The sequence below is a fragment of the Bradyrhizobium sp. AUGA SZCCT0283 genome (assembly GCF_018130385.1).
Taxonomy (GTDB): Bacteria; Pseudomonadota; Alphaproteobacteria; order Rhizobiales; family Xanthobacteraceae; genus Bradyrhizobium.
This window is the reverse complement of sequence record NZ_JAFCLU010000011.1, coordinates 78888-104765: the sequence shown is the minus strand read 5'-3', so window position 1 is coordinate 104765 and position 25878 is coordinate 78888. Positions and strand designations below refer to the sequence as shown.

Here is a 25878-nt window from a genome sequence, read left to right as displayed (position 1 = left end):
ATGTCCTATCAACCGGGCATGACCATGAAATTTTGCCGGCAGGCTTTCGCCCTTGCCATCATTTTCATTGCAACGCCGGCCCGCGCCTCGGACGAGCTTCAGCGGCAAGAGCCCGACACCGTCATCTTTGCGATGATGTCCGGCAGGTGCAGCACGCTCAAGGTCGCGGGACGGGATTTTGCCTGCCGGGCCGTTGCTTTCTTCCAGACCGAGGAAGGCCGGGCGAATTTTACCGTGGCGCTCGACGATCCCGACGATGGCAGCCACATCATCACGTTCTCCGGCGACAACGGGCGAAGGCCGGACGCCAATCTGTACGAATTGCCGATCGACCGGATGCTGCTGAAATCCAAGGACAGGCCGAAGGCCGACGGGCTGCCGGTGCCGTCCGTCGAATCGACCGCCGGCCTCTGCAAACAGGTCGGCAACTTCGTGACGCTCGAACTTTCCAGCATCACCTGCAGCGCGGTCGACAGGAACGGCAAGAAATACGAACTGCAGTACCAGTCCGACGGTGCGCCGATGGCGGTGCGCCGCATCAAGCGGATGCGCGTCGGCAGCCCCGCGGTGTCGCCGTTCGACGATATGAAATGAAAAACCGGATGTGAAATGAAAGGCCGCCGGCGGAAAACCGACGGCGGCCAGTGTCGATCCACGCATGGCTCGCGACTGCGCGGACAAGCTCATGCTAGTTTGAAATTCCTCCCACGGAGTGGAGGCTATCCGTCAAAGTCGAGCGATTGCCTTCACACGAGCTTTACCGTGGGCCGCTTCGCTCGCGCCCGCTCTTCGTTGGCAGGATGGCGGTCGCGATTTCAAACGCGACGGCCCATCGCGGCTTTTCGTCCTCCGCGCCGGGCACGTTGATCTGAACGCCGCCCCCGTCGCTGATCGTATAGGATGCGGCCAGTGCGGCGGCTTCGAGGGCGGCGCCTCGCGAATCGTAGACGCCGCCGATCTTGACGTTGTCGGCAAATACCGACCAGCCCAGCGGCGCCTTCACGATTTCGAACACTGATCGTTCCATTAACTCACCTGTCTCGTTTCACCTGTAACGCTTCCGTCCCTCGCCCACGCGGCGAATCCTGGTCATGGGCGCGTGGCGTCGGGACATGAGCTTGTCGCCGGCGGCCTTCACTCGCCAGGCTGAAGCCTGCAACCCCGTCAACGAATGCATCGCCGGTGCAAGCGCGATTTCCTTCCGCACGGCATCGACAATTCGTTCGAAATCAACTTCGCTCATCGCACGCTCCGTTGCGCCGGGCCGGCATTCTGCCGCCAGGACGATAAGAGGGACCGCGCTGAGCACAGATCGCCATGCAAGTTTGTTGTTAGAAGGCTCGGTCGCGGTCGCTTCGATGGCAAAAAAGGGGTCGAAATCGGGAACGTCCGAACCGCGCCCTGCAAAACCGGTGGCCCCGATGGCCCCGCCGGCGCCCTCCCTTGGCCCAACTTGCCCGATGCGTGCTAGATTCGGCCACGAATCAGGAGGGTTTGCATGCCGGTAGACAGTGACAGCGCCATTGCTTGGCACCGCGCCCAGCTCAAGAAGCTTCGCGAGACGTTGAAGAGCATCGAAACCGCGAGGTTCACGGTGGGCGAGCTTGCCCAATCGAGCAGGACCGGCAAGACGCAGAAGGCGATTGCCGAACTCGAGCAGAAAATCCGGCAGTCGCAGCACATCATCGCCGCCTATGAGCGTCAGACCCGGCGGCCGCTCGCGACGGACCAGCGAAGCCTCGCCAGCGTGAGCTGGAGCAGCTGGAATGCCCAGACCGCGCATGGCCGCGGCAACTCGCGGTAGGCGTTAGAGCGGCCCGAAGCGCGGCGGTGCAGCGATCATGAGTCGCTTTTTTCGTCATGGCCGGGCTTGTCCCGGCCATGCACGCCTTTCTTGCTTATGCAGGAAAGACGTGGATGCCCGGCACAAGGCCGGGCATGACGAGTTCCCATGAGAGCCCTATTTTATTGGCCTCATTTTGGGTCAGACTCTAAGGATGGCGCTTGCCCCTCGGCGGGCGCGGGCCACCGAGGCGCGTGCAGTAGAGGAGATACTCCCCGTCGTCGTCCCAGGCGTTGGTCTTGAGGATATCTTTCCAATCAAGTTTCGTTGCGTCGCGCTCCAGCACGCTTCGGGCCATCGCCTCTCGACCTTGGGGCGTCAAAGGCGCATTCTTGTGGACGTTCATCTGGTCTCTCCTGGGAACACTGAAGCTTCGCAACCTCAGCTTCCTCGGTTCAGACCAGATGGACAACCTCCTGAAAGACCACACCTAGAGTGAAACAATGACGGCGCGGCCTCCGCCCCTAATTCTTCGCGGTCTCTTTGTCCTTCGCCTTGGCCTTGCAGGAGATCAAGAACGTAAACGCCCTCGCATTGCGCGCAATGTCCGCCGTCTTCAGTTCGGCCTTGTCGTCGGAGATCTGATACGGCACCACGCTGTTATCGAGAAAATCCCGCAGCGCCCCGGTCTTGATGGCGAAATTGATGTTCTCGGGGATGTTGCCCGTTGCCCTCACGAATTTCAATGCATTCAGCTTCGCTGCGACCACGCCGACCACGTCACCGCTCGAGGCCAACAGCGGTCCGCCGCTGTTGCCGGGTTGGATGGCCGCGCTGATCTGCAGGAAGCGCGTATCATTCAGCACGCCGCTGAGCGAGCTCACGATCCCGGTCGTGACCGTGAAATCGGATGTCAGCAGTCCATGAAAGGGATAGCCGATCGCCACCACGCTGTCGCCGGACTGTATCGCCTTGTCCCTGATCCTGGCAACGTCCTTGAACGAGCCGGTCACCTGCAGCAGCGCAAGATCGTTGGTCTCGTCGCTCGACACCAGGCGCAGTTTGGCGGGCGCCTCGCCGCTCAAATTGCCCTGAATGTCGCCGACGCAGCCCTGCACGACATGCGCATTGGTCACGAGGTGTCCGTTCGTGCTCACCAGAAAGCCGGTGCCGGTCTGGTCGAACAGTCTGTCGGGCTTCGCCGGTGCAGAATCCGGCGCCGCCGCCGCGGCGACCGGCTTGGCGGCGGGCAGCACCGAGAAATCGCCGGCGCTGGCCACGCCCGATTGCCTGACCTTGGCGACGCAATGCGCCAATACCGGCAATAGCTGGCCGGTCTGGTCGAGGTTGAACTGAAAGAGCTGGCCTTGCGTATAGACCGTCATGGCCTTTGCCCGCCGGAACTGGGCTATGAGCGAGGAATTGCTCGGCATCGGAACGCGAACCAGCTTGTCGGCGATCGGAACGCCGTGAACGTTGAACGGCTGCTGGCCGTCGAATGTCAGGGTCAGCGGAAAGGCCTCCCCGGTCGTCAGCCGCCATTGTTCATGCATGAAGCCGAGGCTCCACCCGCCGCCATTGTCGATCATCACGACAAAATACACGCCACTGGCGTATCGGGCGCCTGCTGCACAATGCGAGAAAGATCCGGTCTGGTCGTTGGTGTAGGCCCCGCCCTTCCAGTTGCCGACGCTGATCGAACCGTAGGGCCCGCGCGCTTCCGCATTCGGACTGGCAAAAATCGCACACAACAAAACTGCGACCGCAGCAGCACGGCATTTCATAGGTGTTTTCCCCACAGACCTCAGGGCGAGCATATTTGTCTTTGCAACCGGAGTCCATTTGGGCGGTGCGAGAAGGCCGAAATTTCCTGCCGTGGGAGTGCAAAAAACGGCGCGGCACCGGTTTCATGCCCGCAGGCGGCCCAACTGCCGAAGCGCTTTCGTTAAGTTCTTTGCCGGATCATTCGGCACATCCTCTCGATCGTCGTAAGATCGACACCGATTCGCATCCGCCCGCAGCAAGACAGCTCTTCGCTTGGCAGGACAACGCATGGACTTGGCACACGGCGGAGGCAATTTCCAGCAGAGGGACGTGCTGCGTCCACCCGTGGTCGTGCTGATCCCCGGCCTCGTGATGGCATTTTACGTCTGGCTGAATCTGCTCACGACCATTCCCTATCCGGGCAAGATCGGGCTCGACTACAATACCCTAGGCACCGACTGGATGGTCTTCTACGGTGCGATCCGCTCGGTCCTCGATGGCAACGCGCCGTTGATCTTCGACGGCGATCGCTTCACCGACTTCCTCAACACGACGTTTGCAGGCTGGCTCTCCAAGCCGCTGGAATTCCGGCCATGGGCCTACCCGCCGAGCTTTCTGCTGATCCTGCTGCCGTTCGCGCCATTGGGTTTCTTCGGCTCCTACGTGGCGTTTCAGGTTGTGACCGGCGCCCTGCTGGCGCTGACGCTGCGATCGAGTGCTGGAGCCGCCCTGCCATCGGGCGCCCTGGTCGTGGCCGCGCTGGCTTGCCCGGCATCAGCCATCAATGCGATCGACGGTCAGGCGGTCTTTCTGGTCACAGCCCTGATCGTCGGCGGGTTTGACCTTCTCGAACGGCGTCCTTATCTCGGCGGATTGGTGCTGGGACTGCTGACGTTCAAACCCCAGTTCTGCATCCTGGTCCCGTTCGCCTTGATCGCGGCCGGACAGTGGCGCGCGCTCTTGGCGTCAGGCCTGTCCGCGATGGCCATGATGATCGCGAGCGGATTGATTTTCGGATGGGACCTGTGGCTGCGCTGGTTTCCCCTCATCCTTGAAAATCTCGTCAGCCCGAGCGAGAAGTGGATCGAGTACGGCCGCATGTGGGGGCACAGTGTCTACACCTGCGCGGTTCTGCTCGGCGCGCCGCAACGGCTGGCGTCGTGGATTCAACTGCTCGCCCTGCTCGGCGCAGCGGCATCCGTCGTCATCGCGTTCCGATCGCGGCTGGGGACCAGGGAAAAGACGGCCGTCTTTCTGGCCGCCACGGTCCTCGCCGCACCGCATTCCGGACCCTATGATGTGACGCTGCTGGTGATCGCGGCGGCTTTCTGGTTGATGGCGCGCGGCGCGCCGCTGCCGCTGTGGTGCTGGACGCTCGCGTTCTTGATCTGGCTGATGCCGATGCTGAGCCCGCCTTTGCTGTTTCCGGTGGCCAGGATCGCCCCGCTGTTTCCCGTGCTGCTGATCGTGCTGCTGCTCCGTCCACCGCCAGAGCGCATCTAGCCGCGCGGCGATGGTCTGCGGCAAGTCCACCGAAGGACGAAGCGTTCACTTCGACCCAACAGCAGCGCCCATCAGGTGATCAGGCAACCATGTGGCGATACTTGGAAAGATTGACAGGATGATGATAGCGACAATCATCATCATGACATAGGGCACGGAGCCCCACAGCACCGTCTTGGTGGGGACGTCCGGCGCTATGGCGTTGACCACGAACAGGTTCAACCCTACCGGCGGGGTTATAAGGCCGATTTCCATATTGATGGTCACGATGACGCCGAACCAAACCGGGTCGAAGCCGGCGGCCGTGATAATCGGCAGCAAGATTGGTGCGGTCATCAGGATGATTCCGGCGGGCGGAATGAAGCAGCCGCATACCAGCAGGAAGACGTTGATGAGTCCCATCAGCACCCAGCGATTGAGCTGCGCGTCGGCAATGGCCTGCGCCAGTGTCTGCGTGATGTAGAGCGAGGTCAGCATGTAGCCGAACAGCACCGCGGTTGCGATGATCATCAGGATCATCACCGACTCGCGCGTGGTCGAGCGCAGGATCTGCCACCAGGCCGTCGGGCTCCACATCCGGTAGATGACGATCGCCAGGACGACGCACAGCGCGGCGCCGACGCCTGCCGCTTCCGACGGCGTCGCGATGCCGCCATACAGCACGTACATCACCCCGATCACGATCACCAGGAAGGGCGCAACTTTCGGAATCGATTCAAATTTCTCGCGCCAGGTGAAACGGAATCCCGCCTCGTAGGCACGAAAGCCTGTGTACCAAATGTAGGCCAGCGTCCACAGCATGAAGAGGCCCGTCAGCAACAAGCCCGGAAGCACCCCGGCCAGGAACAGACGACCGATGGAGGTCTCGGTCGCGATGCCATAGAGGATGAAGGTAATCGACGGCGGGATCAGGATGCCGAGCGTGCCGCCTGCGCAGATTGACCCGGTTGCCACTTCGTCCGGATAGCCACGCTTGCGCATCTCCGGGATGCCCATCTTGCCGATGGCGGCGCAGGTTGCCGGCGAGGAGCCGGTCAGCGCCGCGAACAGCGCGCAAGCGCCGATATTGGAAATCACCAGCCCGCCAGGCACCCGGTAAAGCCAGCGATCGAGCGCGATGTAGAGATCCTTGCCGGCCGGCGACGAGCCGATCGCCGCGCCCATCATGATGAACATCGGAATCGAGACGAGCGTGAAATCATTCAAGCCCGAGTAAAGTGTCTCCGCCGCAACCCGCAGCGAATCGACGCCCTGGAACAGCACCAGGAACGAGACGCCAACGGCGCCGAGCCCGAAGGCGACCGGCGCACCGGTCAGTAGCACCAGCACCGTCGTGACGAGCACGAGGACACCTTGAACAGACGGACTCATATGCCGGCCCCCGGGATGTTCACCTCGGCACCGCTCTCCGGCAAGCTGACGTCGACGGAGCGCTCCCTGACCTCAATACCGAACGGCGGCTCGCGGCCGGTGAGCAGATTGAGCAGATCGGCGACATACTGCAGCGTGAGAATCCCCAATCCCACCGGCATGGCGCCGTAAGGAATCCACAGCCGCGCCCGCCACATGGTGTCGGACACCCAGCGGCCCTCATAGGCCTCATACCAAAATTGAAAGGTGAGCACGGTCATTAACAGGCAAAAGCCCAGCGACACCGTGATCGCGCAAATAGCAAGCCAGAAGCGCGCCCGTTCGTTCACATACATCGGCAACACGTCCACGTTGACGTGGCCCTTGGTCAACAGCACGTAGGGGGCGCCGATGAAGGTGGCCGCAATCAGGCTATAGGTGACGAAATCGGTCTGCCAGATCGTGTTCTCGTTGAGAACATAGCGGATGAACACCATCTGGCAGACAATGATCACCGCGACCGCCGTCAAGGCCGCTGCGAAAATACCGCAGGCCTGCGAGACCCGCTTGATAATTCGATTGAGAGTGTTCATTCGTCCCTCGCTCCTGTGAGCGCAAAGGGATCGGCCGGCGAACGGGCCGGCCGATCTTTTCCAAAGGAGCGTTACTTCACTGCCAGTGCCTCGTCGATCAGTTTCTTGCCGTCGGGCACTTCCTTGGCGAACTCCGCGTAGGAGCTTTTCTGCGCCACATCGAGCCAGGCCTGGTACTCAGCCGCCGACAGGGTGACGACTTCGATCTTGTTATCCTGGAAGGTCTTGACCATCTTGTCGTCGAGACCCTTGCTCTCCTTCGCGAAATATTCCTCCGACTTCTTGCCGGCCTTGAGCAGGACGTCCTGCTGCTGCTTGTTGAGCTTGTCGAACGCCCTCTTCGACATCAGCACCGGCTCGTACATGAACCACAGCGCATTTTCACCCGGAGCGGTGATGCACTTGACCTGCTCGTAGATGCGGAACGACACAAAGCTGCCGGACGAGGTATCGGTGGCTTCCGCGACACCTGTCTGCAGCGCGTTGTAGACTTCGTTCGACGGGATTGAGACGATCGAAGCGCCTGCCGCCTGCCACATGGCTGCGAACGTTGGGCCGGCCGAGCGGATCTTCACGCCCTTGATGTCTTCCGGCTTGCGGATGCAACCCTTCTTGGAGGCCACAGCGCCGGCGAGCCAGGCGTCGGCGAGCACGATGACGCCGGCCTTCTCGATCTTGGCCTTGATTTCCTTCATGAATGGTGAGTTCGCCATGCGCGCTGCGCGGTCATGGCTGCGCACGAGACCAGGCATCAGAGTGGCGCCGAAGGCACGCACCTTGCCGCTGGCGTAATCGAGCGGGAATGACGAGATGTCGAGTTGGCCGTTGACCATGGCGTTCCACTGGTCGTTCGGCTTGAATAGCGAGGCACCCGGATAGACCTGGATATCGAGGCCGACATTGGCCGCCTTGGCTTCCTTGGCGATGATCTGCACCATCTCGTCACGCGGATCGCCTTTGCCGCCCGGAAATTGGTGCGAGGCTTTCAGCGTCACTTGCGCCTGAGCCGGCCCCAATAGCAGGAAGGCCGCCGTCGCAGCGAGCAATATTGTCGAGACTTTCCTCATCTTGTTCCTCCTCCACAGGTCTCTTTTTGGCAGCGGGTGCGCCGCCGCGTTTGGTCGATCGAACAATAGCCAAGATCGCCCGCCGCGCCCAATTTTCACCTTAGCCACCGGTGCGCCACGGCGCTATAGAGCCCCGCGCTTCCATGGCCAAATGCAACTAACGTATTATTCCGGCCATGGCCAGCGCCGGCCGATGACCTTGCGACGATGTGTCCGCGATGCCTGAACAATTTTGGGATCGTGTTGCGGTCGCTCGCGATCACAGCGCCAAAACGAGTGGCGGCGTTCCCCGAGCTAACTTCTGCCGCGGAAGCAGGCTTGCCTGGCTATGAGGTATCGACCTGGTCCGGCCTATTCGCACCCAAGGACATGCCGCCGGAAGTCGTCCAACGGATGGCCAAAGAAAGCACCCTGGCCTCAGTCCAATCCGGATGTTGCCGTAATCCGAAGCGCCGGCTGACTAGTCGCTGCCGCGCACGCCGTAGCGTGTGAAGTCGTCATCGATTCCGGCCTGGATCGTCTTTGCCGCGGAGAAATCGGCCTCGCTGCCAGCTTTGTCGCCGTTCTTCAGCCTGGCAAGCCCGCGCCCATAGAGCGCGCTCGCCAGCTTCGGATCAAATCGCAGTGCAGAACTATAGTCGTCGATGGCCACGCCGAGTTGGCCCATCTTCAGGTGGATCAGTCCACGCGAGTCATACGTTGCGGCATCGTTCGGCCAGGACTGAAGCACCTTGTTGCAGTCCTCAAGCGCCGCTTGCAACGAGCCGAGGATGGCCCGGGTCCAGCAGCGTCCGCTCCACGCGGCTTCCAGATTGGGCTCAAGGCGAATTGCCTCGTCGTAGTCCCGCACCGCGCGATCGTACTCGTTCTTTTTCAGGTAGACTCCGGCACGGTTGACGAAGGCCCTGCCGTAGTTCGGGTTCAGCTTGATCGCCTGATCGAGAGATTTGAGGGCGAGGTCGTATTCGCCTTTCCGCAAGTAAGCCGCACCGCGGTTGTTGAAGGGCTTGGCAGAAGTTGGATCCAGCTTGATCGATCGATCGAAATCAAGGATGGCGCGGTCAAAGTCTCCCTTTGCCGTATGCGCATTGCCACGATTGTTATGGGCAATGGCAAGCGCCGTCGTCGTACCTTGACCGGAATCGATGAGCGCCGTGCACCCATCGATCCGGGCTGCAAGCGACGTACGATCCGAGCCGTTGCACAGTTCGATGTTGCCGAGATAGTCGCTCTTCTTCGGGCTCTGCGCGGCAGCCAGTGACCCGAGCAGCAGCAAGGCACAAACAGGCGCCACGCCGTGGATGATGCGCCCGCTTGCACTCGATTCCATATCCGGCATTCCGATGTTGGAAATAGCGAATGGGCGGCCGTTGGCTTGAACGCGGCACGCCCGGATCTGGTTGACCGATAATTTCTCGCACCGCGAACGGCTTGCGCCGGGAACGGGCCTAGCACCCCCGACAGATGTTCAGATTTGACTTGGGAAAAGGCTTTTGGTCGGGCTGCTGCGCCGCTGGCGCTGCCGGCTTTCTCGCGACCTTGCTCTTACCCTCTTCAATGAGCGTGGAAAATCTCACCGTCCCGTCATCCGAAATTTCGACGCGTGGCGTGGTGCCTCGAACGCCCATGGTCGCGACCGGAGTGTCGACCTTCATATCGCCGGTCTTCGCGACTTTGCCCGCGACGAAGGTAAAGGTGCCCTTGGTCAGATTGAACAAGCTCGCGTTGGACGTACTATTTGGATCGTACACGAACTCGTCCAAAACCATGCGCGCGTTGTGCGACAGATTGAAGGAACTGCCATCGGTGAAGTTGATACCGACCCGGCCATCGGCGCCGGTTGCAACGGCATCGCCCTGATAGACGAAATCACCAACCTTCGCCTGACCAGATTGACCTGCGGTGCTCACCTGAATGACCGCCGCACTCGCACGTTCGAGTGTGACCGAACCCGTGGCGACAACAACTTTTCCAATTGGTTTTGATGCGAGATCCCGAACGGCGGGCCTGGCGGAATCTTGCTGCGCGTGCGCCGGCCCGGTGAAGGACCCGACTGCCGCCAGAAGGAAACCTGTCACCCATACGGCAACCACATGCGTGCGCATGATCCCCCCTTTCCCGAGAAGATCTCGTCCGAGCGACCGCTCACCGGCGCTTTGAACCGAAGGCCAAGGCAACATTGGACCCGAACATTAGACCCTATATCGGGGCAAAGGCATCATCTATCATCCGCTCGAAAGGATTACTCCTTTTGAGCCTAAAGCCAACGCCCATGCATTGGGGTAATTTGCAAGCCTGCGGCTGGACCGCCGTAATATTTTGATCTCTGGGATATTTTGATCGCATTGGCTGGGCAAAAGCCAAGCCACGAAAATTTTCGCACGAGGGGCGGGGGTTCGAGCCATGCTCGTCGGGTCCCACGCCGAGACTGGGGACGAATTTAAGGCCGCTGCGGCCCCGCTTCCCCACGTCATCGGCAACGTTCAGACCGCGGCCAGTCCCGGCACCCTCAGACGTGCGACCAGCACTACCCCTCAAGTCCCAGGCGAGGATCCTCGAAGCCGGGCTCATGCCGGTGGCTTCGGCATGCTGTGGCTCACAGCACTGACGTTCTCGCTTATGAAGGAGGTCCGGGCCGCCGACCCGAACGTCACGTTCCTGGATGACGACAACATCACATACAAAGACCTCGAGCACGGTGCGTTCGAACTCGTGACCAAGGAGGCCGTCCCGCGGCACATCATCGTCGAGGACCCTGGGGAGACAATCGTCCTAAGCAGGATCGGATCCTCAGTCAGCGTAAGCCCGAGCGCGAATACCCGTGCCCGGATGGAGGAGCTGCGGGAGGCCCAACAGGACGTGCTTGCCAACCTCGCGAAAGGACTGGGGCCGGCCGGGTCGAGCGCACCTCCCTTCGTCAATCAACTGCCGGCGCAACGAATCAATTTTATTCAGACCGACGCCCCCACAACGCCAAATTTTCTCCCACCGCCGGAGTGGATCAACGTCGTAGCTCCCGAGATCATTTTCGGAAAGTTGCCGCCTGAGCCGCCGACGCTGAATGCGGTCACCGGGCCAATCGAAATCGACACAGTGGTGTTTGATGCCTTCACCGCGACGAGCGGAACTTTCGTTGCCAGCAGTCCCAACAGCAACGCCACACTAACCTTCGGCGTCAGCGGAGGAACCGCCGGCAGCACCGTAATTGATGGGGTGACGTACGGTGTATCGAAGGCTGGTCCCTACGGTACGCTTTACGTCAATAGCACGACCGGCGCCTATACGTTCGTTCCGAACAATGACGCGATCAATGCACTGAAGACGCCGACCACCGACAACTTCATTATCACGGTGTCGGACGGCTCTCAGTCAGCCAGTCAGACCTTCACGGTCATCCTCAACGGCGTCGACGACGCGGCCATCATTTCCGGCACCACGACCGGCTCAGTGATCGAGGTCCGTGGCGTCGTCGATGCCACGCCTGGCACGCAGACCGCGACGGGCACACTCATTGACACCGACGTCGACGATCCACCCAATACCTTCACGGCGGTGAGTTCGCCGACGAAAAGCAAGAGCGGCTACGGCACCTTCACGATGACCGCGGCCGGCGTGTGGACATACACGCTCGACAACAACAACTTCGATGTGCAGACGCTCAATGTCGGCGACACGCTGACCGACACCTTCACGGTGACCACCATCGACGGCACCCCGCAGGTGGTAACGATCACGATCCACGGCCCGTTGATTGCGGCGATGGGGACGGCTCCGTCGCTGACGCTGAGCGAGACGCATCTGACGGCGACGGCGCCGGACGACAACATCGCCGGCTCGGCGCCGGACGCGACGCTGACCACAACGTCAGGCAACTTCTCAACGGCGTTCACCTCGGTTCAGGGAGTGGACGGTGCGACGATCAGCTATGCGCTGTCGATCACCGGCGGCGACGGTATGGCGTCGGGCCTGATCGACTCGCACACCGGCCAGGCCGACGTGCTGGTCCTGAACGGCAACACCATTGAAGGCCATGTCGGCACCACCGGCGGTCCGCTGGCGTTCACCATCACGCTTGATCCGACGACGGGGCTCATGACCTTCACCGAGTACCGCGCGGTGAGGCAGCCTTTCGGCACCAACCCGGACGGCGGAGAAGGCGTGTCGCTGACCGCCGGGATTGTGAACCTGACGGCGACGATCACCGACAAGGACGGCGACTTCCAGACGGCAAGCCTTGATCTCGGCAGCCGGCTGACTATCACCGACGACGGCCCGACGATTGGAGGTTTCGACCACGCAACTATCGTCGCCAAGGACAATCAAGTCGTTAGCGGCACGTACAACGTCAGTTTCGGCGCGGATGGTGACAGCGCGATGCGCGTGGCTATCCACGACGGCGCTGTGAATGGTTACAATCTGGCGACAACGGATCTGGGCGGCGGCATCACGTCGGTACACGTGACCGGGAATGGTGACGATTACACGTTCTATTACACGACCCAGGCGGTGAGCGGCGGCGTGAAGCTGAATGCGTTCTTCACCGATACCAGCGGGACGCTAAGCGATCCATTCTTTACGCTGCTGATCAATCCAGACGGAACTTACACCTTTGACATCCAAACCGTCGGCTTCTTGCAGCAGACGACGGTGAGCGGTTCCGATTTCGGAGCATCCAGCAGTGGCCAGCCGTCCCTCACCGCGCCGGACGGTCTACTCGTCATCACCGGCGATTTCAATGGTATCCCTGCTGACGTCAAAGCGTCGAACAATGGCATCGCGGTCGGTGACACCGGACTGCAAATGGATCAACAGGAGACCTTGCTTCTGACCTTCACACCGGAGCAAACGGACGTCAGTTTCCATCTGACGCAGTGGCAAGGAAACGGCACTGCAGACGTCGTCTTCAAGGTCTATGATGGCGCCACCGACATCCATGACTTCAACATAAACATTCCAAAGCCATCCGGCGACGCCCACATACTGGTAGAAAAGACGTCGAATCCCGCGCTTGTAAACACGTACACCTTTGACCCCGCAACTTCGACCTATACGCTCTACGTTGGATCGGAATTCAATCAAATAAGGGTGTCGTACGATGACGCAGTAACCGGCAACACCACGTTTACCGTCAACGACATCACATACAGCGCGGGAACGACGATCCCCAGCACCGATCTGCTGTTCGACGTGACGGCAGTCGACGGTGACGGCGATACGGCAACGACCAGCCTGCAAGTTGACCTTGTGGGCAGCACGAACGTTGCGAGTGGCCTCACGTTGAGCAGTCCCCCAGGTAACGATGTGCTGGTTGGCGGCACCGGTAGCGACACGCTGACCGACACCTTCACGGTGAACACCATCGACGGCACCGCACAGGTCGTGACGATCACCATCACCGGCGCCAACGACGCAGCCGTCATTTCCGGCACCACGACCGGCTCCGTGATCGAGGCTGGTGGCGTCGCCAATGCCGCGCCCGGCGCGCCGACCGCGACCGGCACGCTCACCGACGCCGACGCCGACAATTCGCCCAACACTTTCACGGCCGTGAATTCACCGACGGCGAGCGCAGGTGGCTACGGCACCTTCACGATCACGGCGGCCGGGGTGTGGATCTATACGCTCAACAACGCCAACAACACGGTGCAGGCGCTCAATGTCGGCGACACGCTGACCGACACCTTCACGGTGGCCACCATCGACGGCACCGCACAGCTCGTGACGATCACCATCACCGGCGCCAACGACGCAGCCGTCATTTCCGGCACCACGACCGGCTCCGTGATCGAGGCTGGCGCCACCCCCGGTACACCGACCGCGACCGGCGCGCTTACCGATAGCGACGTCGACAATACGTCCAACACTTTCACCGCGGTGAGCTCACCGGCCGCGAGCGCGGGCGGCTACGGCACCTTCACGATGACGGCCACTGGCGTGTGGACCTACAGGCTCGACGATACCAACAGCGTGGTACAGGCGCTCGACGTCGGGGACACGCTGACCGACACCTTCACGGTGACCGCCGTCGACGGCACCGCACAGCAGGTGACGATCACCATCCACGGCGCCAGCGACGCAGGCCCCAATGATTTCGACTATTTGGCCACGGGGACGGTTGTCATATCTGATCCACCGTTCGTCTACGGCACTCCCCGAGGCGACAGCATCGCTGGAGGCGGCAACGACGGACAAATAATCTATGGGGGTGCCGGTGATGACACCCTCAACGGTACCGGCCAAGGGGACAACATCTACGGCGGCTCCGGCAATGACACGATCAAAGGCAATGACGGCGATGACACGATCTACGGAGGCTCGGGAAGCGATACCATCAACGCCAATAATGGAAACGATACCATCATCGGCGGGTTTGGAGCAAACAAGCTCACTGGCAGCAATGGAGATGACCGCTTCGTTTATTTGTCCGTAGCAGATTCAAACGCGGCCCAGTTTGACGTCATCTCCGATTTTAGATCCGGATCTGACAGGATCGATCTGGCGGCCCTCGGCGCACTTGCCTTCTTGGCACTGACTTCCACAAGCACTTCCGTGCCGGCGCACACCATTGCCTGGATCTATGACAGCGCGGCGAATGAAACCATCGTGTATGTCAATCCGACAGATCAAACCCTGAGTATTGGCGCTTCCGGCCTGCTGGAAATCCATCTGCAGGGGATCGTTAGCGTTGACGCATCTGACTTCGTCTACGCGGCTGCGACGGCGTCAGCTGCGGTAGCCGGCGAGCCCGTCGATCTTGCGCTAGTCGCAACGGCGGCAAGCGATGACGAGGCCATCGTCACGGCGACCGCCGCCGAAGCCTCATCCGACTGGACCGTCAGTGACGGCGCGCTCCTTACCGACGCGAGCTGGACGGTTCGAACAATCGGCGAGCGTGATAGCTTTGTCTTTTCCAGCGACGACGAAGCCCGGACATACTCGACCGAATCCACCAATGATGACGCGGCGATTGCTACTCCAACAAGTGGACCGCCAGTCGAAGTACAGCAGGTTAACCTCACGACGCCAACGACAGATAACCTCGCGTTGGATCAGAAGCCGGGGCTCGACGCTACCCTGCATGTCACGAATTTTGTCGCGCCAAACAACGAGATGGCGGCGCCGCCCCAGGTCGACCATAGCCAAACCCTGGATGACGATGTCCGGACTGCGCGATCGCAAACCGAAATCCATTCCGCAACCCACTCCAACACGCAGAGCAATGAAGATCACGGGCAAGGGCACGATCACGAGCCTCCAACGGTGAAGGACGTCGCGATCACTGAGCACGCGCATGGCCATGCGAGCCATGTCAACTCAAACGTCGGGCAGGACTTCGAAGCCCTGGAAGTGCAGGAGCACAGCGGTAACCACCATTCGATTTCAGGCGAATTGAACAAACACGACACCGCGTCCAAGCATGGAGCCCCTGGTTCCGAGCCGTCAACGGCCCATGAGGCGTCTGGCTCAGCGGCTGCCCATACGCATGGACTTGGAGACACATTCCACTTCAAGGACAAGATTTCCGCCCCTGCGGCGTCGGATGTCGTCGAGGATATAGAGGTGGACCCCATCGCAGCGTCGACCGGCCACCCCGGAAACGCGGTAGACCCCAACGGTCCGCCAACGATTTCGGAGATAGCCCAATTGATTGAACTGTCGCCACCAAAGCATCACCCGTCTGACGATTTCAATCACGGCGGGGGCCACATGGGGAACGGCCATGCCCATGCGGCGCTCGACCTGATTGTGTGACGGAGCTGCGCTGATTTTCCAGCACTGCCACTTCGGCGTCGCGCGAGTAGCCTACTTCGCTTCACTCGCCTTGATTCCCGAACTTTCAATGAGCTTGGCCACGCGCGGCAAATCGGCGGTGCGGCGGCCGTCGATCTGAGGTCCGGACCCGTTGGCTGACAAGCGTTCTTTCGTTCAAAGGGATTACTCCTTTTGGGCCTAAAGCCTATCGGCCATGGATTGGGCTAAGTTGAATCAGGACATTTCTGCGGCTGGCCCCTTGGCTAGCAACGCTAAATATTTGCCTCATGGGCAGGAAAAAGCCAGACCACGAAAAATCGCACGAGGTAAGTGGCAAGACGGGGTAGGGCCATGCTCGTCGGGTCCCACGCCGGGACCGGGGACGAACGTAAGGCCGCTGTGGCCCCGCCTCCCCGCATCGGCAACGTTCAGACTGCGGCCGGGTTCGGCTCACTTGGACGCGCGACCTGCGCTGCCGCTCAAGACGGGACCGGCGGCTCTCGAAGCCGGGCTCATGCCGGCAGGTTCGGCATGCTGTGGCTTACGGCACTCACCTTCTTGCTTGGGAAGCAGGCCCAGGCCGCCGATCCTGATGTCACGATCCTGGACGACGGCAACATCACATACAAGGACCTCGAACATGGCGCATTCGAGTTGGTCACCAAGGAGGCGATTCCTCGACACTTGCTCGTTGATGATCCTGGACAGACCATCGTCCTGCGTTCGCAAGGGTCCTCGGTCAGCGTGAGTCTGAGCACAAACTCCGCTGCGCGAATGGCGGAGTTGCAGGCGGCCCAGCAGGAGGCGCTCGCCACCTTTGAAAAAGGACTGGGGTCAACCGGGTCGAGCACGCCTCCTCCCCTCGAGCCGCTACCTGTGCAACCGATCAATTTCATCCAGATTGATGATTCTTCCCCAGCGCAGGACTTGCCTGCGCAACCCGGGTCGATCTTCGCCTCGGTCCCGGAGACCATTTTCGGAAAATTGCCGCCTCCACCGCCAACGCCGCCGACGTTGAATGCGGTAGTCGGGCCGACTGAGATCGACACCACGGTCTTCGACCTCTTCACTGCGACAAGCGGCACTTTCCTTGCCAGCAGCCCCAACAGCGGCGCGACGCTGACCTTCAGCATCAGCGGGGGAACGGCCGGCAGCACCGTCATCGATGGCGTAACCTACGATGTGTCAAGGGCTGGTCCCTACGGCACGCTTTACGTCGATAGCACGACCGGCGCCTATACGTTCGCTCCGGATAATGACGCGATCAATGCGCTTATTGAGCCGACCACCACGGATTTCACCATCACCGTATCCGACGGGACGCTCTCGGCCAGTCAACCCTTTACGATCGCCATCAACGGCACCAACGACGCGGCCATCATCTCCGGGGCCACCAGTGGCACGGCGATCGAGGCCGGCGGCGTCGCCAACGCCGCGCTGGGCGCGCTGAGCGCCACCGGGACGCTCACCAGCACCGACGTCGATGACGCGCCCAATACTTTTGCGGAGGTCAGCACGCCGACCGCGAGCGCGCGCGGCTTTGGCACCTTCACGATGACGGCGGCCGGCGTATGGACCTACACGGTCAACGATGCCAACAGCGCGGTGCAGGCACTCAATGTCGGCGACAAGCTGACCGACTCCTTCACGGTGACCACCATCGACGGCACCCCACAGACGGTGACAGTCACCATCAACGGCACCAACGATGCGGCAGTCATTTCCGGCGCCACGGCCGGCTCCGTGACCGAGGACGGTGGCACCAAGTGCGACCTGCCGACTGCGACCGGCACGCTCACCGCTTCCGACGTCGACAATGCGCCCGGCTTTACGGCGGTCAATTGCCCGACGGCCGGCGATGCCGGCTATGGCACCTTCACGATGACGGCGGACGGCGTGTGGACCTACACGCTCGACGACGGCAATTGCGCCGTGCAGGCGCTCAATGTCGGCGACACGCTGACCGACACTTTCAAGGTGACGTCCCTGGACGGCACCGCGCAGCTGGTGACAGTTACCATCAATGGCACCAACGACGCCGCCATCATTTGCGGAACCAAGGAGGGCTCGGTCATCGAGGCCGGCGGCGCGGCCAATTCCATATCTTGTAAACCAACCGCGACCGGCACGCTCACCGACACTGACGTCGACAACACTCCCAACACCTTTACGGCGATCGATACGCCAAAGGCTAGCACGGGCGGCTATGGCACCTTCACCATGACGACGGATGGCGTCTGGACCTACACGCTCGATAACACCAACTGCACAGTGCAGGCACTCAATGTCTGCGACAAGCTGACCGACTGCTTTACCGTGACCACCATCGACGGCACTCCGCAGGTCGTGACGATCACCATCAACGGCGCCAATGATGCCGCCGTCATTTGCGGCCCCGCGACCGGCTCGGTTACCGAAGCTGGCGCTTGTACATACGGTACGCCGATCGCGACCGGCACGCTCACCGATACCGACGTCGACAACACGCCCAATACGTTCACGGCAGTATGCGCGCCGAAGGCGAGCGATGCCGGCTATGGCACCTTCACGATGACGGCGGATGGCGTCTGGACCTACAAGCTCGATAACGCCAATTGCGAGGTGCAGGCCCTCAACGACTGCGACACGCTGACCGACTGCTTTAAGGTGACCACCATCGACGGCACCGCACAGGTGGTGACAATCACCATCAACGGCGCCGACGACACGTTCCACTTCAAGGACAAGATGTCCGACGAAAAAACTTCGGATGTCATCGACCTTGCAGAGGACATCCCGGCGTCGATCAGTTCCCCCGAACACGCGGCAGGAACCAGTGGACCGGCAGCAATTTCAGTGGCAGCCCAGACGATCGAGATGTCTGCACAATGGTCCGACACTCCCGTTTGGAACCAGCCGGACAATGATGTCACTACTCGCGCGCACCACGATCTGATGGTGTGATGGAGCTGCGCCGATTTCAGCCCGGCCATTCCCGCGTCGCGAAGCGTCTTACTTCGCTTCGCTCGCCTTGATCCCCGAGCTTTCAATCAGCTTTGCCACGCGTGGCAGGTCGGCGGCGAACAGGCGCACATGCGCCTCAGGCGTCAACTCGTTGTCGGGGAATGGCAGGGTTCCGAGCTGCTTCATCTTCTCCAGGAGCTCTGGCTCGGACAGCGCCACGCGGAGCGCCGAATTCAGCGCATTGATGGTTTCCCTGGGCGTGCCCTTCGCCACGTAGAGCCCATGCCACATCGAGTAGCTGACTTCGGGCATGCCGAGCTCGGCGGTGGTCGGCACGTCCTTCAACTGCTCGAGACGTTGTGGCGACGTAATGGCGATGCCGTGCAGTGTTCCGGCCTGAATCTGCGGCAGTGCGTTGGTCACCTGATCCCACAGCAGATCGATCTGCCCCGCCAGCAGATCGCCGATTGCGGGGGCTGATCCGCGATAAGCCACGACCGTCGGTTTGAAGCCGAGCACATTGCCCATCATCACCGCGCACAAATGACTGTTTGTCCCGAGACCACCATGCGCGAAGTTCGCCTTGTCGCCCTGCGCCTTGATCCAGGCCACATGGTCCTTCGGTCCCTCGCCGGGGATCGACTTGCGGCCAATCAGGACCATCGGCGCATTGTTGACGAGGCCGACCGGCTCGAACGCCGTTTTGGTATCATACCGCAGGTTGGTGAACAGGCTGGGCGCCGCGAGCAGCGCGACGTGATTGATCAGGATTGTCGAACCGTCAGGCGCCGATCGGGCAACACGATCATTGGCCAGCGTGCTGCCGCCTCCGACCACGTTCTCGATGATGACGGTCTGGCCGAGCGTGCGCGCCATACGCTCGCCGATGAGGCGAGCGACGGTATCCGTACCACCGCCGGCCGCAAAGGGCACCACCAGCGTCACGGTCTTCGGGGTCGATTGCGCATGGGCCTGCGGCGAAAGCGCGGCGATCAGGAGACCGAGGCCCATGAGGGCGCTTCTGGAAGGGAGATTCATCACGATGGCGTCCTCCAAGGTCTTTGTTTTTGTTGTTATGCCGCATTGTTGCGGACGTATGACTTCGGATCATGCTGATTGCGCTCGCGCAAATCAATTACAAAGCGAGCGTAGCTCGCCGGCAGACCGGCGTGATACCATGTCCTTGGGGCGCGGATAGCATCGGGGACGGAGTTGAAATGAGCCAGGCTGCATATGTCGCGGTCGATTGGGGCACGAGCAGTTTTCGGCTTTGGCTCGTCGATCGGGCCGGCAACGTCCTGGGGGAACGGCGCAGCCACGAGGGCATGATGGCGGCAGGCAAGCTCGGCTTTGCGCCTGTGCTGCAATCGCATCTGGAAGCCGTCGGCGCCGCGCCTGGGCTGCCCGTTGTCGTCTGCGGCATGGCCGGCGCCCGACAGGGGTGGGTTGAAGCCGGATATGTCGACACGCCGGCGCGGCTCGCATCGATCCTGAAGCAGGCCGTCCCGGTGCCGGGGCAGGACAGTGACATTCGGATCCTCCCGGGAATCGCGCAACGCGACCCCAAGGCGCCGGATGTCATGCGGGGCGAGGAAACTCAGTTGCTCGGTGCGCTGGGCGTGGACGCGGCGGACGATGCGGTCGTCTGCCTGCCGGGGACCCATTCGAAGTGGGTCAGGACGAGTGGCGGGACCGTCGAGCGCTTCGCCACGTTCATGACGGGAGAGCTGTTCGATGTGGTGTCGCGCGAGACGATCTTGTCGTACGCGGTGACCGGCGCCGATGAGGCGGACGACATCGACGCGTTCAAATCGGCGGTCATTGCTGCGTTCGAGACGCCTGCGTTCGCCGCCAATCTGCTGTTCCAGGTGCGATCGGGTCAGCTCCTCTATGGCGGCAAGCCAGCCTCGGCCCGCGAAAAAATATCCGGCACCCTGATTGGTCTCGAACTGGCGGCGGGGCTCGCCGGAGAACTACCCAGCACCGGCATCACATTGATAGCGTCAGGGCGGCTCCAGATGCTTTACCAGTTGGCGTTTGAAACGGTTTCCGTTCCCGTCCGATCAATCGGCGCCGAGGATGCGGTCCGTCGCGGCCTTTCGATGGCCGCTGAATCGATCTGGAACGTATAAAGGATAGACGGATGAGCGTTGTCCCATTTCCCCCGATGAAGCGTCCGCTGGTTGCGATCCTGCGCGGCGTGAGGCCCGAGGAAACGGAAGATATCGTCGGCGTGCTGATCGACAACGGCATGACGGCGATCGAGATCCCGCTCAACTCGCCGGATCCGTTTCGCTCCATCGAGATCGCCGTCAAGAAGGCCCCCGCCGGGATCCTGGTCGGTGCCGGCACCGTCCTGACGCTGGAAGCCGTCGAGCGGCTCCATGATGTTGGCGGCCGGCTCCTGGTAACCCCCAACGTCGATCCCGAAATCATCGCCGGCGCCCGGGCGCGCGGCATGGTCACGATGCCCGGCGTCTTTACCTCGACGGAGGCGCTGCTCGCAGCCAAGGCGGGAGCCTCCAGCCTCAAATTCTTTCCGGCGAGCGTGCTTGGAGCCGCGGGGATCACCGCCATTCGCGCCGTGCTTCCCGCAGACCTGATGATCGCCGCCGTGGGTGGCGTCTCCGACCAAAACTTCGCGGACTACACGCGGGCCGGCATTGTTGCGTTCGGCCTCGGCAGCAGCCTCTACAAACCCGGCATGACGGCGGCGGAAGTAGCTGTTCGCGCCAAGGCGACGATCGACGCGTACGACATGGCCGTTCAACAGGCGCGGTAGAGCAGCGATAGAGGGCAACTCGCCGACAGCCGCGAAACGAGCCCGCCATGGGCCGTCCCCGTCCGCGCGGCCGCCTTTGCCCACCCCACGACGTTGGTCTAGAACGTCTGCATGACCAAATCATTGAATGCGCCCCTGCCGTTTGACCAGCTTGCCAAGGCCATCGAAGCGCGCCGTTCTGTCTATGGATACATCAGCGGACTTCGGCTCGACCGCGCCGCGCCTGGCGAGGCCTGGTCGAGCCTGCCCTACCGTCCCGTCTTCGTCGGTGACACCGAGACAGGCGTTCTTCACGGCGGCGTTGTCACCGCCATGCTCGACGAAAGCTGCGGCATGGCCGTCCAGCTCGCCCTCGATGGGACGCGATCGATTGCCACCCTCGACCTGCGCATCGACTATCAGAAACCCGCCACGCCGGGCCTCGACATCAAGGCGCATTCGCTCTGCTATCGCGTCACCCGCTCGATCGCCTTCGTACGCTCCGCCGCCTACCAGGAATCCGAGGATGATCCGGTCGCCACGGCGACCGCCTGCTTCATGGTTGGCGCGAACCGGACCAACATGCTGACCGACGAGCGGGTACACGATGGCCCGCCTCCGGCGCTCGAAGCCCCGGAGGATCCGACAAGCCCATTTGCCAACAGCCCCTTCGCGCGTTGTCTTGGTATCCGCATCGGCGAGGACGACACGCTTGTCATGCCGTTCTCGCCAAAGATCATCGGCAATCCGATGCTGCCCGCCATCCACGGCGGCATGACCGGCGCCTTTCTGGAAACAACCGCGATTGTGGGTGTGACGCGCGAGCTCGGCGCACTGGCACCGCCCAAGCCGATCGGTCTGACCATCAATTACCTGCGCTCCGGCCGCGCGCTGGACAGCTACGCCAGGGTTTCGATCGTGAAGCAGGGCCGCCGCGTCGTCGCCTTCGAAGCGCAGGCATGGCAGGACAACCCGGCCAAACCGATCGCTTCGGCGTTCGGACATTTCATGCTGAGGAAGACGCCAGACGCGGATGAGGAATAAGGTGGCGGAGAGAGTGGGATTCGAACCCACGGTACGGTTTCCCGCACACACGCTTTCCAAGCGTGCGCCTTAAGCCACTCGGCCATCTCTCCGGAGGCCCTCTCTTGAAGGGGCAGGACTGATTTTGCAAGGGACGCCGGGCGCGGCCGCCAAAATTTCCCCAATTCGTTGAATTTATTTGGTAATTTTTGTCACCTCGACGCCGGATGACTGGCGCTCTGTCGGGCCTTGAACCGGAATCCGGCCACGATCGACGACGATAAGTGGCAACCCTATCGGTGGAGGACGGCATGATGATCACGCGGGCGCTTCAATTCGCCATCCTGGCATCGGCGCTGGCGTTAGGCGCAGCCAACCCCGCGATGGCGCAGTCCTGCACCCGGCAAGGGGTGGACGTGAGCTGCGACGACGGCCGGCGCGGGATTTTCGCCGGTGAATCCATCATCTGGGCGGACGGCTCGCGATCGAACCTGGTCTCGCCGCATCCGAGCGTCATCATCGGCAACAAGTCGTCCGTCGTGATCGGCCCCGGCGTGTTCGCCGGCTCGGGCTCAGGCAAGGGCATGGTACCGATGGAAAATCCGAGCGCGCCGAACAAGGCGCGCTGCCCGGTGCTGGATGGCGTGTCGTATTGCTATTAGGCGCGATCGCTTAAGGTCGGCGGCTCCATTATCTCAAACCACATGGGGAGGAGCCGCAGCGCGACTCCGGACGGTGCTGCGCATGGCCGCGAGAACCATGAGGCCACAGCCGGGCCTTCATCCTTCAAGACGCCGCATGCGCGGCTCCTCAGGATGAGGTCGAAAGTTCCGCTTCCAGGCTAGTGATACCGCGCGCCGCCATTGGGGACGGAGCGAAGCGGCCATAGTACGGGCTCGGCGATCACAGGCGCCAGCGCTTCCCTGTCGAGCTGGCATTCGTGCAGCGCTTCGGTGAAGTCGGCGAACCATTGCTGGATCGTGTGGCTGCGCAGCTTGGCCATCATCGCCTCCCAGCGCATCCGCCGTTCGGTCAGCGGCATCGACAGCGCGACCGCGATGGTGCGCGCCATGGCGTCGATATCGTGCGGATTGACCAGCAGGGCGGTGTCCAGCTCGTTGGCGGCGCCGGCGAATTTCGACAGCACCAGCACGCCGGGGTCGACCGGGTTTTGCGCGGCGACATATTCCTTGGCGACGAGATTCATCCCGTCCTGCAACGGCGTCACCACGCCGACCTGCGCGGTGCGATAGAGACCCGCGAGCACGGCCTGGCCGTAGCCCTTGTTGAGATAGCGGATCGGCGTCCAGTCGACCTCACCGTGAAGGCCGTTGACGTCGCTGACGAGCCTGGCGACCTCGCTCTGCAGATTGCCGTAGGCTTCGATCGCTCCGCGCGAGGGCGTCGCGATCTGCAGCAGCGACGCGGTGCGCTTAAGCTGTGGATGCAGCGTCCACATCCGGTCGAACGCCTTGATGCGGTTGATCAGTCCCTTGGAATAATCCAGCCGGTCGACGCCGATCGCGAGCTTCTCGCCGTTCAGGCTGCGCCGCAGCCGCGACACATCCGGATGGGTCGATGCCTTCGCCGCCAGCTGGGCGAATTGCTGAGGATCGATGCCGATCGGAAATACCGCGGCGCGCGTCCGGCCGTGGCGCGAAATGACGACGCCGTCATGCACGACGAGGCCGAGGTCGGACTGCGCGTAAGACAGGAAATTCTCGCAATCTTCATCGGTCTGGAAGCCGATCAGATCATAGGCCAGCATCGCCTCGATCAGCTCGCGATGATGCGGCACGCCTGATATCACCGAGCGCGACGGCCACGGCGTGTGCAGGAAGAAGCCGATCGGCTCGGTGACGCCGAGATCGCGCAGTTCGGCGCCGAGCGCGAGGAAATGGTAATCCTGGACCCAGAACGCGGAATCCGTTTTTCGGAATCGCAGCAGCGCGCGCGCCATGAAGGCGTTGACTTCGCGATAGCTGAGATAGTCCTCCTGCGTGGCGCGGATCAGATCGGCGCGCGAATGCAGCGCCGGCCACAATGCGGAATTCGCAAAGCCCTCGTAATAGCCGCCGTAATGCGCGGCCGGCAGATCGAGCATCGCAAGCGCACCGGTACCCAGTGCTTCGATTTCGGCAAATGGTTCCTTCAAGTTCCCGTCGCGGACCTTTCCGCTGGAACCGACCCAGATCGCGCCCGACTTCTCGACGATCGGCAATAACGCCGCGGCGAGTCCCCCCGTCATGGGTTCACTGGGTTTTCCGCGGGAAACGCGGTTAGAAACGACGACGAGGTTCACAGGTCCCCTCCCGTTGATAGGCTCGCGTTAACAACCGTTCATCAATATGGTTCCTGATCACCCTTTCAACGAATTGAAACCAAATTCGGGCTGCGGCGCGGAGGAACTCACCGGAACTCACGAAAAATAAATTTTGTCGTGAACCTCGGCATCAAGCGCGAGAATCTGTGTTCGAAAGCCGTCGAGACGAAAAACATTATGGCAGCGGTGCGTCCCTTTCGTCATCAAGCAGGTGCGTAAGGAATTCCCTGACATCGCTCGGTGCATCGAAATGTCCGGCGACGCCCTTGGTGCGGCGTCCGACGGAGAAGGCAAGGCCATCGAGATCAGGCATGATCGCAAACACGGTCTCGTCGGTGACGTCGTCGCCGATGAACAACGGACGGCGGCCCCTGAACGGCTCGCGTTTCATCAACTCGTGCACGCCGCTCGCCTTGGTGAATCCGGAATGCTTGATCTCGCAGACGCATTTGCCCGGCAGCACCTCGATCGGCGCATTGGGAAGATCGGCCCTGATCAGCGACACCGCGGCATAGATCGCCTTCTCGGCGTGCGGCGCGAGGCGATAATGCAGCGCCAGCGAATAGCCCTTGTCTTCCAGCAATATTCCCGGGCTGAGCTTTGCGATCGCGGCCAGCCGGCGCTTCAATTCCTTGTCCAGTGGCGGCGCATGGGCGTCCACTGACTCGCTATCCGGCTCGATCCGCATCTCGGCGCCATGGCCGCCAACGGCCGGGAATTGATCCGGCGCGAAAATCAGGTCGATGTCGTTGAGCGAGCGGCCGCTGACCAGCGCCAGCGCGCCGTTGGTTCGCACCAGCAGGCGATTCAAGGTCTTCACCAGGCCCGGCGGCACCCAGACTTCGCGCGGCGTCGGCATCAGATCGAGCAGCGTGCCGTCGATGTCGAGCAGGATGGCGGTCTCGCTCAGATGCGGCACCAGCGAGCGCGGCACCGGAACGGTTTCCGGCGCAGCGTCGTCTTCACGGACGATATCTTCTTCCAATGGCATTTCCAGCAGATCCTCATTCATCTCA

22 protein-coding genes and 1 tRNA gene are annotated in these 25878 nt (G+C 61.8%); 10 read left to right on the top strand and 13 right to left on the bottom strand.

Annotated elements, in window-relative coordinates; genetic code table 11:
- Complete coding sequence (locus JQ624_RS17145; protein WP_249129872.1) at window positions 1-594, top strand: hypothetical protein; 594 nt, start codon at window positions 1-3, stop codon at window positions 592-594.
- 163 nt (window positions 595-757) lie between these two features.
- On the opposite strand, the gene JQ624_RS17140 is transcribed toward JQ624_RS17145, so the two are convergent.
- Window positions 758-1027 (bottom strand): hypothetical protein, encoded by a 270-nt coding sequence (locus JQ624_RS17140; protein WP_212420075.1) that lies wholly within the window; start codon window positions 1025-1027, stop codon window positions 758-760.
- An 18-nt stretch (window positions 1028-1045) separates the two neighbouring features.
- Window positions 1046-1243 (bottom strand): hypothetical protein, encoded by a 198-nt coding sequence (locus tag JQ624_RS17135; RefSeq protein WP_212420074.1) that lies wholly within the window; start codon window positions 1241-1243, stop codon window positions 1046-1048.
- A gap of 255 nt (window positions 1244-1498) precedes the next feature.
- Here JQ624_RS17135 and JQ624_RS17130 point away from each other — a divergent pair, with 255 nt between their 5' ends.
- A complete protein-coding gene (locus JQ624_RS17130; protein ID WP_212420073.1) occupies window positions 1499-1804 on the top strand; it encodes a hypothetical protein in 306 nt (101 codons plus the stop codon).
- Window positions 1805-1991: 187 nt separating this feature from the next.
- Here JQ624_RS17130 and JQ624_RS17125 read toward each other — a convergent pair whose 3' ends face one another.
- Window positions 1992-2189, bottom strand: coding sequence for a hypothetical protein (locus JQ624_RS17125; RefSeq protein ID WP_212420072.1), 198 nt, complete (start codon window positions 2187-2189; stop codon window positions 1992-1994).
- 118 nt (window positions 2190-2307) lie between these two features.
- Complete coding sequence (locus JQ624_RS17120) at window positions 2308-3567, bottom strand: S1C family serine protease (RefSeq protein ID WP_212420071.1); 1260 nt, start codon at window positions 3565-3567, stop codon at window positions 2308-2310.
- A 268-nt stretch (window positions 3568-3835) separates the two neighbouring features.
- Between JQ624_RS17120 and JQ624_RS17115 the strand changes: the two genes are divergently transcribed.
- A complete protein-coding gene (locus JQ624_RS17115; protein ID WP_212420070.1) occupies window positions 3836-5050 on the top strand; it encodes a glycosyltransferase family 87 protein in 1215 nt (404 codons plus the stop codon).
- A 45-nt stretch (window positions 5051-5095) separates the two neighbouring features.
- On the opposite strand, the gene JQ624_RS17110 is transcribed toward JQ624_RS17115, so the two are convergent.
- The 3 genes from JQ624_RS17110 to dctP form a co-directional block, all read right to left on the bottom strand.
- Window positions 5096-6421 (bottom strand): TRAP transporter large permease, encoded by a 1326-nt coding sequence (locus JQ624_RS17110; RefSeq protein ID WP_212420069.1) that lies wholly within the window; start codon window positions 6419-6421, stop codon window positions 5096-5098.
- Window positions 6418-6993 carry a TRAP transporter small permease gene (locus tag JQ624_RS17105; protein WP_212420068.1) on the bottom strand — a complete coding sequence of 192 codons (576 nt, stop codon included), beginning with the start codon at window positions 6991-6993 and terminating at the stop codon, window positions 6418-6420. Before JQ624_RS17105 ends, JQ624_RS17110 begins: the two co-directional genes overlap by 4 nt.
- Window positions 6994-7064: 71 nt before the next feature.
- Entirely contained in the window at window positions 7065-8060 is a 996-nt protein-coding gene (gene dctP / locus JQ624_RS17100) for a TRAP transporter substrate-binding protein DctP (RefSeq protein WP_212420067.1), read from the bottom strand.
- Window positions 8061-8267: 207 nt separating this feature from the next.
- Between dctP and JQ624_RS17095 the strand changes: the two genes are divergently transcribed.
- On the top strand, window positions 8268-8552 hold the full coding sequence (locus tag JQ624_RS17095; protein ID WP_212420066.1) for a tripartite tricarboxylate transporter substrate-binding protein: 285 nt from the start codon (window positions 8268-8270) through the stop codon (window positions 8550-8552).
- Here the strand turns inward: JQ624_RS17095 and JQ624_RS17090 are convergent.
- Both JQ624_RS17090 and JQ624_RS17085 read right to left on the bottom strand, forming a co-directional pair.
- The gene (locus tag JQ624_RS17090) at window positions 8521-9399 is read right to left on the bottom strand and encodes a tetratricopeptide repeat protein (RefSeq protein ID WP_312014437.1); all 879 of its coding nucleotides are present in this window, start codon (window positions 9397-9399) and stop codon (window positions 8521-8523) included. The genes JQ624_RS17095 and JQ624_RS17090 overlap by 32 nt on opposite strands.
- Before the next feature lie 109 nt (window positions 9400-9508).
- Window positions 9509-10165, bottom strand: a complete 657-nt coding sequence (locus JQ624_RS17085) for a FecR domain-containing protein (RefSeq protein WP_212420065.1) — start codon at window positions 10163-10165, stop codon at window positions 9509-9511.
- 481 nt (window positions 10166-10646) lie between these two features.
- On the opposite strand from JQ624_RS17085, the gene JQ624_RS17075 reads away from it, so the two are divergent.
- The gene (locus tag JQ624_RS17075; RefSeq protein ID WP_249129871.1) at window positions 10647-15812 is read left to right on the top strand and encodes a VCBS domain-containing protein; all 5166 of its coding nucleotides are present in this window, start codon (window positions 10647-10649) and stop codon (window positions 15810-15812) included.
- Between the two features lie 654 nt (window positions 15813-16466).
- Complete coding sequence (locus JQ624_RS17070) at window positions 16467-18755, top strand: VCBS domain-containing protein (RefSeq protein WP_249129870.1); 2289 nt, start codon at window positions 16467-16469, stop codon at window positions 18753-18755.
- Window positions 18756-18803: 48 nt separating this feature from the next.
- Here JQ624_RS17070 and JQ624_RS17065 read toward each other — a convergent pair whose 3' ends face one another.
- The gene (locus tag JQ624_RS17065; RefSeq protein ID WP_212420063.1) at window positions 18804-19766 is read right to left on the bottom strand and encodes a tripartite tricarboxylate transporter substrate-binding protein; all 963 of its coding nucleotides are present in this window, start codon (window positions 19764-19766) and stop codon (window positions 18804-18806) included.
- A 206-nt stretch (window positions 19767-19972) separates the two neighbouring features.
- On the opposite strand from JQ624_RS17065, the gene JQ624_RS17060 reads away from it, so the two are divergent.
- The 3 genes from JQ624_RS17060 to JQ624_RS17050 all read left to right on the top strand — a co-directional run bounded on the left by JQ624_RS17060 (window position 19973) and on the right by JQ624_RS17050 (window position 22560).
- Window positions 19973-20887, top strand: a complete 915-nt coding sequence (locus tag JQ624_RS17060; RefSeq protein ID WP_212420187.1) for a 2-dehydro-3-deoxygalactonokinase — start codon at window positions 19973-19975, stop codon at window positions 20885-20887.
- An 11-nt stretch (window positions 20888-20898) separates the two neighbouring features.
- Window positions 20899-21537 (top strand): 2-dehydro-3-deoxy-6-phosphogalactonate aldolase, encoded by a 639-nt coding sequence (locus tag JQ624_RS17055; protein WP_212420062.1) that lies wholly within the window; start codon window positions 20899-20901, stop codon window positions 21535-21537.
- A 111-nt stretch (window positions 21538-21648) separates the two neighbouring features.
- Entirely contained in the window at window positions 21649-22560 is a 912-nt protein-coding gene (locus JQ624_RS17050; RefSeq protein ID WP_212420061.1) for a PaaI family thioesterase, read from the top strand.
- Between the two features lie 2 nt (window positions 22561-22562).
- Here JQ624_RS17050 and JQ624_RS17045 read toward each other — a convergent pair.
- A tRNA-Ser gene (locus JQ624_RS17045) sits at window positions 22563-22652 on the bottom strand.
- Between the two features lie 198 nt (window positions 22653-22850).
- On the opposite strand from JQ624_RS17045, the gene JQ624_RS17040 reads away from it, so the two are divergent.
- The gene (locus JQ624_RS17040) at window positions 22851-23201 is read left to right on the top strand and encodes a hypothetical protein (protein WP_409334339.1); all 351 of its coding nucleotides are present in this window, start codon (window positions 22851-22853) and stop codon (window positions 23199-23201) included.
- Between the two features lie 179 nt (window positions 23202-23380).
- On the opposite strand, the gene JQ624_RS17035 is transcribed toward JQ624_RS17040, so the two are convergent.
- Window positions 23381-24841, bottom strand: coding sequence for a trehalose-6-phosphate synthase (locus JQ624_RS17035; RefSeq protein WP_212420060.1), 1461 nt, complete (start codon window positions 24839-24841; stop codon window positions 23381-23383).
- 196 nt (window positions 24842-25037) lie between these two features.
- Complete coding sequence (otsB, locus tag JQ624_RS17030) at window positions 25038-25874, bottom strand: trehalose-phosphatase (protein ID WP_212420059.1); 837 nt, start codon at window positions 25872-25874, stop codon at window positions 25038-25040.
- Between the last annotated feature and the right edge of the window lie 4 nt (window positions 25875-25878).

Excerpts from the sequence above, each read along its gene's own strand:
- JQ624_RS17145 (WP_249129872.1), top strand. The coding sequence starts at position 1 with ATGTCCTATCAACCGGGCATGACCATGAAATTTTGCCGGCAGGCTTTC.
- JQ624_RS17140 (WP_212420075.1), bottom strand. The coding sequence starts at position 1,027 with ATGGAACGATCAGTGTTCGAAATCGTGAAGGCGCCGCTGGGCTGGTCG.
- JQ624_RS17135 (WP_212420074.1), bottom strand. The coding sequence starts at position 1,243 with ATGAGCGAAGTTGATTTCGAACGAATTGTCGATGCCGTGCGGAAGGAA.
- JQ624_RS17130 (WP_212420073.1), top strand. The coding sequence starts at position 1,499 with ATGCCGGTAGACAGTGACAGCGCCATTGCTTGGCACCGCGCCCAGCTC.
- JQ624_RS17125 (WP_212420072.1), bottom strand. The coding sequence starts at position 2,189 with ATGAACGTCCACAAGAATGCGCCTTTGACGCCCCAAGGTCGAGAGGCG.
- JQ624_RS17120 (WP_212420071.1), bottom strand. The coding sequence starts at position 3,567 with ATGAAATGCCGTGCTGCTGCGGTCGCAGTTTTGTTGTGTGCGATTTTT.
- JQ624_RS17115 (WP_212420070.1), top strand. The coding sequence starts at position 3,836 with ATGGACTTGGCACACGGCGGAGGCAATTTCCAGCAGAGGGACGTGCTG.
- JQ624_RS17110 (WP_212420069.1), bottom strand. The coding sequence starts at position 6,421 with ATGAGTCCGTCTGTTCAAGGTGTCCTCGTGCTCGTCACGACGGTGCTG.
- JQ624_RS17105 (WP_212420068.1), bottom strand. The coding sequence starts at position 6,993 with ATGAACACTCTCAATCGAATTATCAAGCGGGTCTCGCAGGCCTGCGGT.
- dctP (WP_212420067.1), bottom strand. The coding sequence starts at position 8,060 with ATGAGGAAAGTCTCGACAATATTGCTCGCTGCGACGGCGGCCTTCCTG.
- JQ624_RS17095 (WP_212420066.1), top strand. The coding sequence starts at position 8,268 with ATGTGTCCGCGATGCCTGAACAATTTTGGGATCGTGTTGCGGTCGCTC.
- JQ624_RS17090 (WP_312014437.1), bottom strand. The coding sequence starts at position 9,399 with ATGCCGGATATGGAATCGAGTGCAAGCGGGCGCATCATCCACGGCGTG.
- JQ624_RS17085 (WP_212420065.1), bottom strand. The coding sequence starts at position 10,165 with ATGCGCACGCATGTGGTTGCCGTATGGGTGACAGGTTTCCTTCTGGCG.
- JQ624_RS17075 (WP_249129871.1), top strand. The coding sequence starts at position 10,647 with ATGCTGTGGCTCACAGCACTGACGTTCTCGCTTATGAAGGAGGTCCGG.
- JQ624_RS17065 (WP_212420063.1), bottom strand. The coding sequence starts at position 19,766 with ATGGGCCTCGGTCTCCTGATCGCCGCGCTTTCGCCGCAGGCCCATGCG.
- JQ624_RS17060 (WP_212420187.1), top strand. The coding sequence starts at position 19,973 with ATGAGCCAGGCTGCATATGTCGCGGTCGATTGGGGCACGAGCAGTTTT.
- JQ624_RS17055 (WP_212420062.1), top strand. The coding sequence starts at position 20,899 with ATGAGCGTTGTCCCATTTCCCCCGATGAAGCGTCCGCTGGTTGCGATC.
- JQ624_RS17050 (WP_212420061.1), top strand. The coding sequence starts at position 21,649 with ATGACCAAATCATTGAATGCGCCCCTGCCGTTTGACCAGCTTGCCAAG.
- JQ624_RS17040 (WP_409334339.1), top strand. The coding sequence starts at position 22,851 with ATGATGATCACGCGGGCGCTTCAATTCGCCATCCTGGCATCGGCGCTG.
- otsB (WP_212420059.1), bottom strand. The coding sequence starts at position 25,874 with ATGAATGAGGATCTGCTGGAAATGCCATTGGAAGAAGATATCGTCCGT.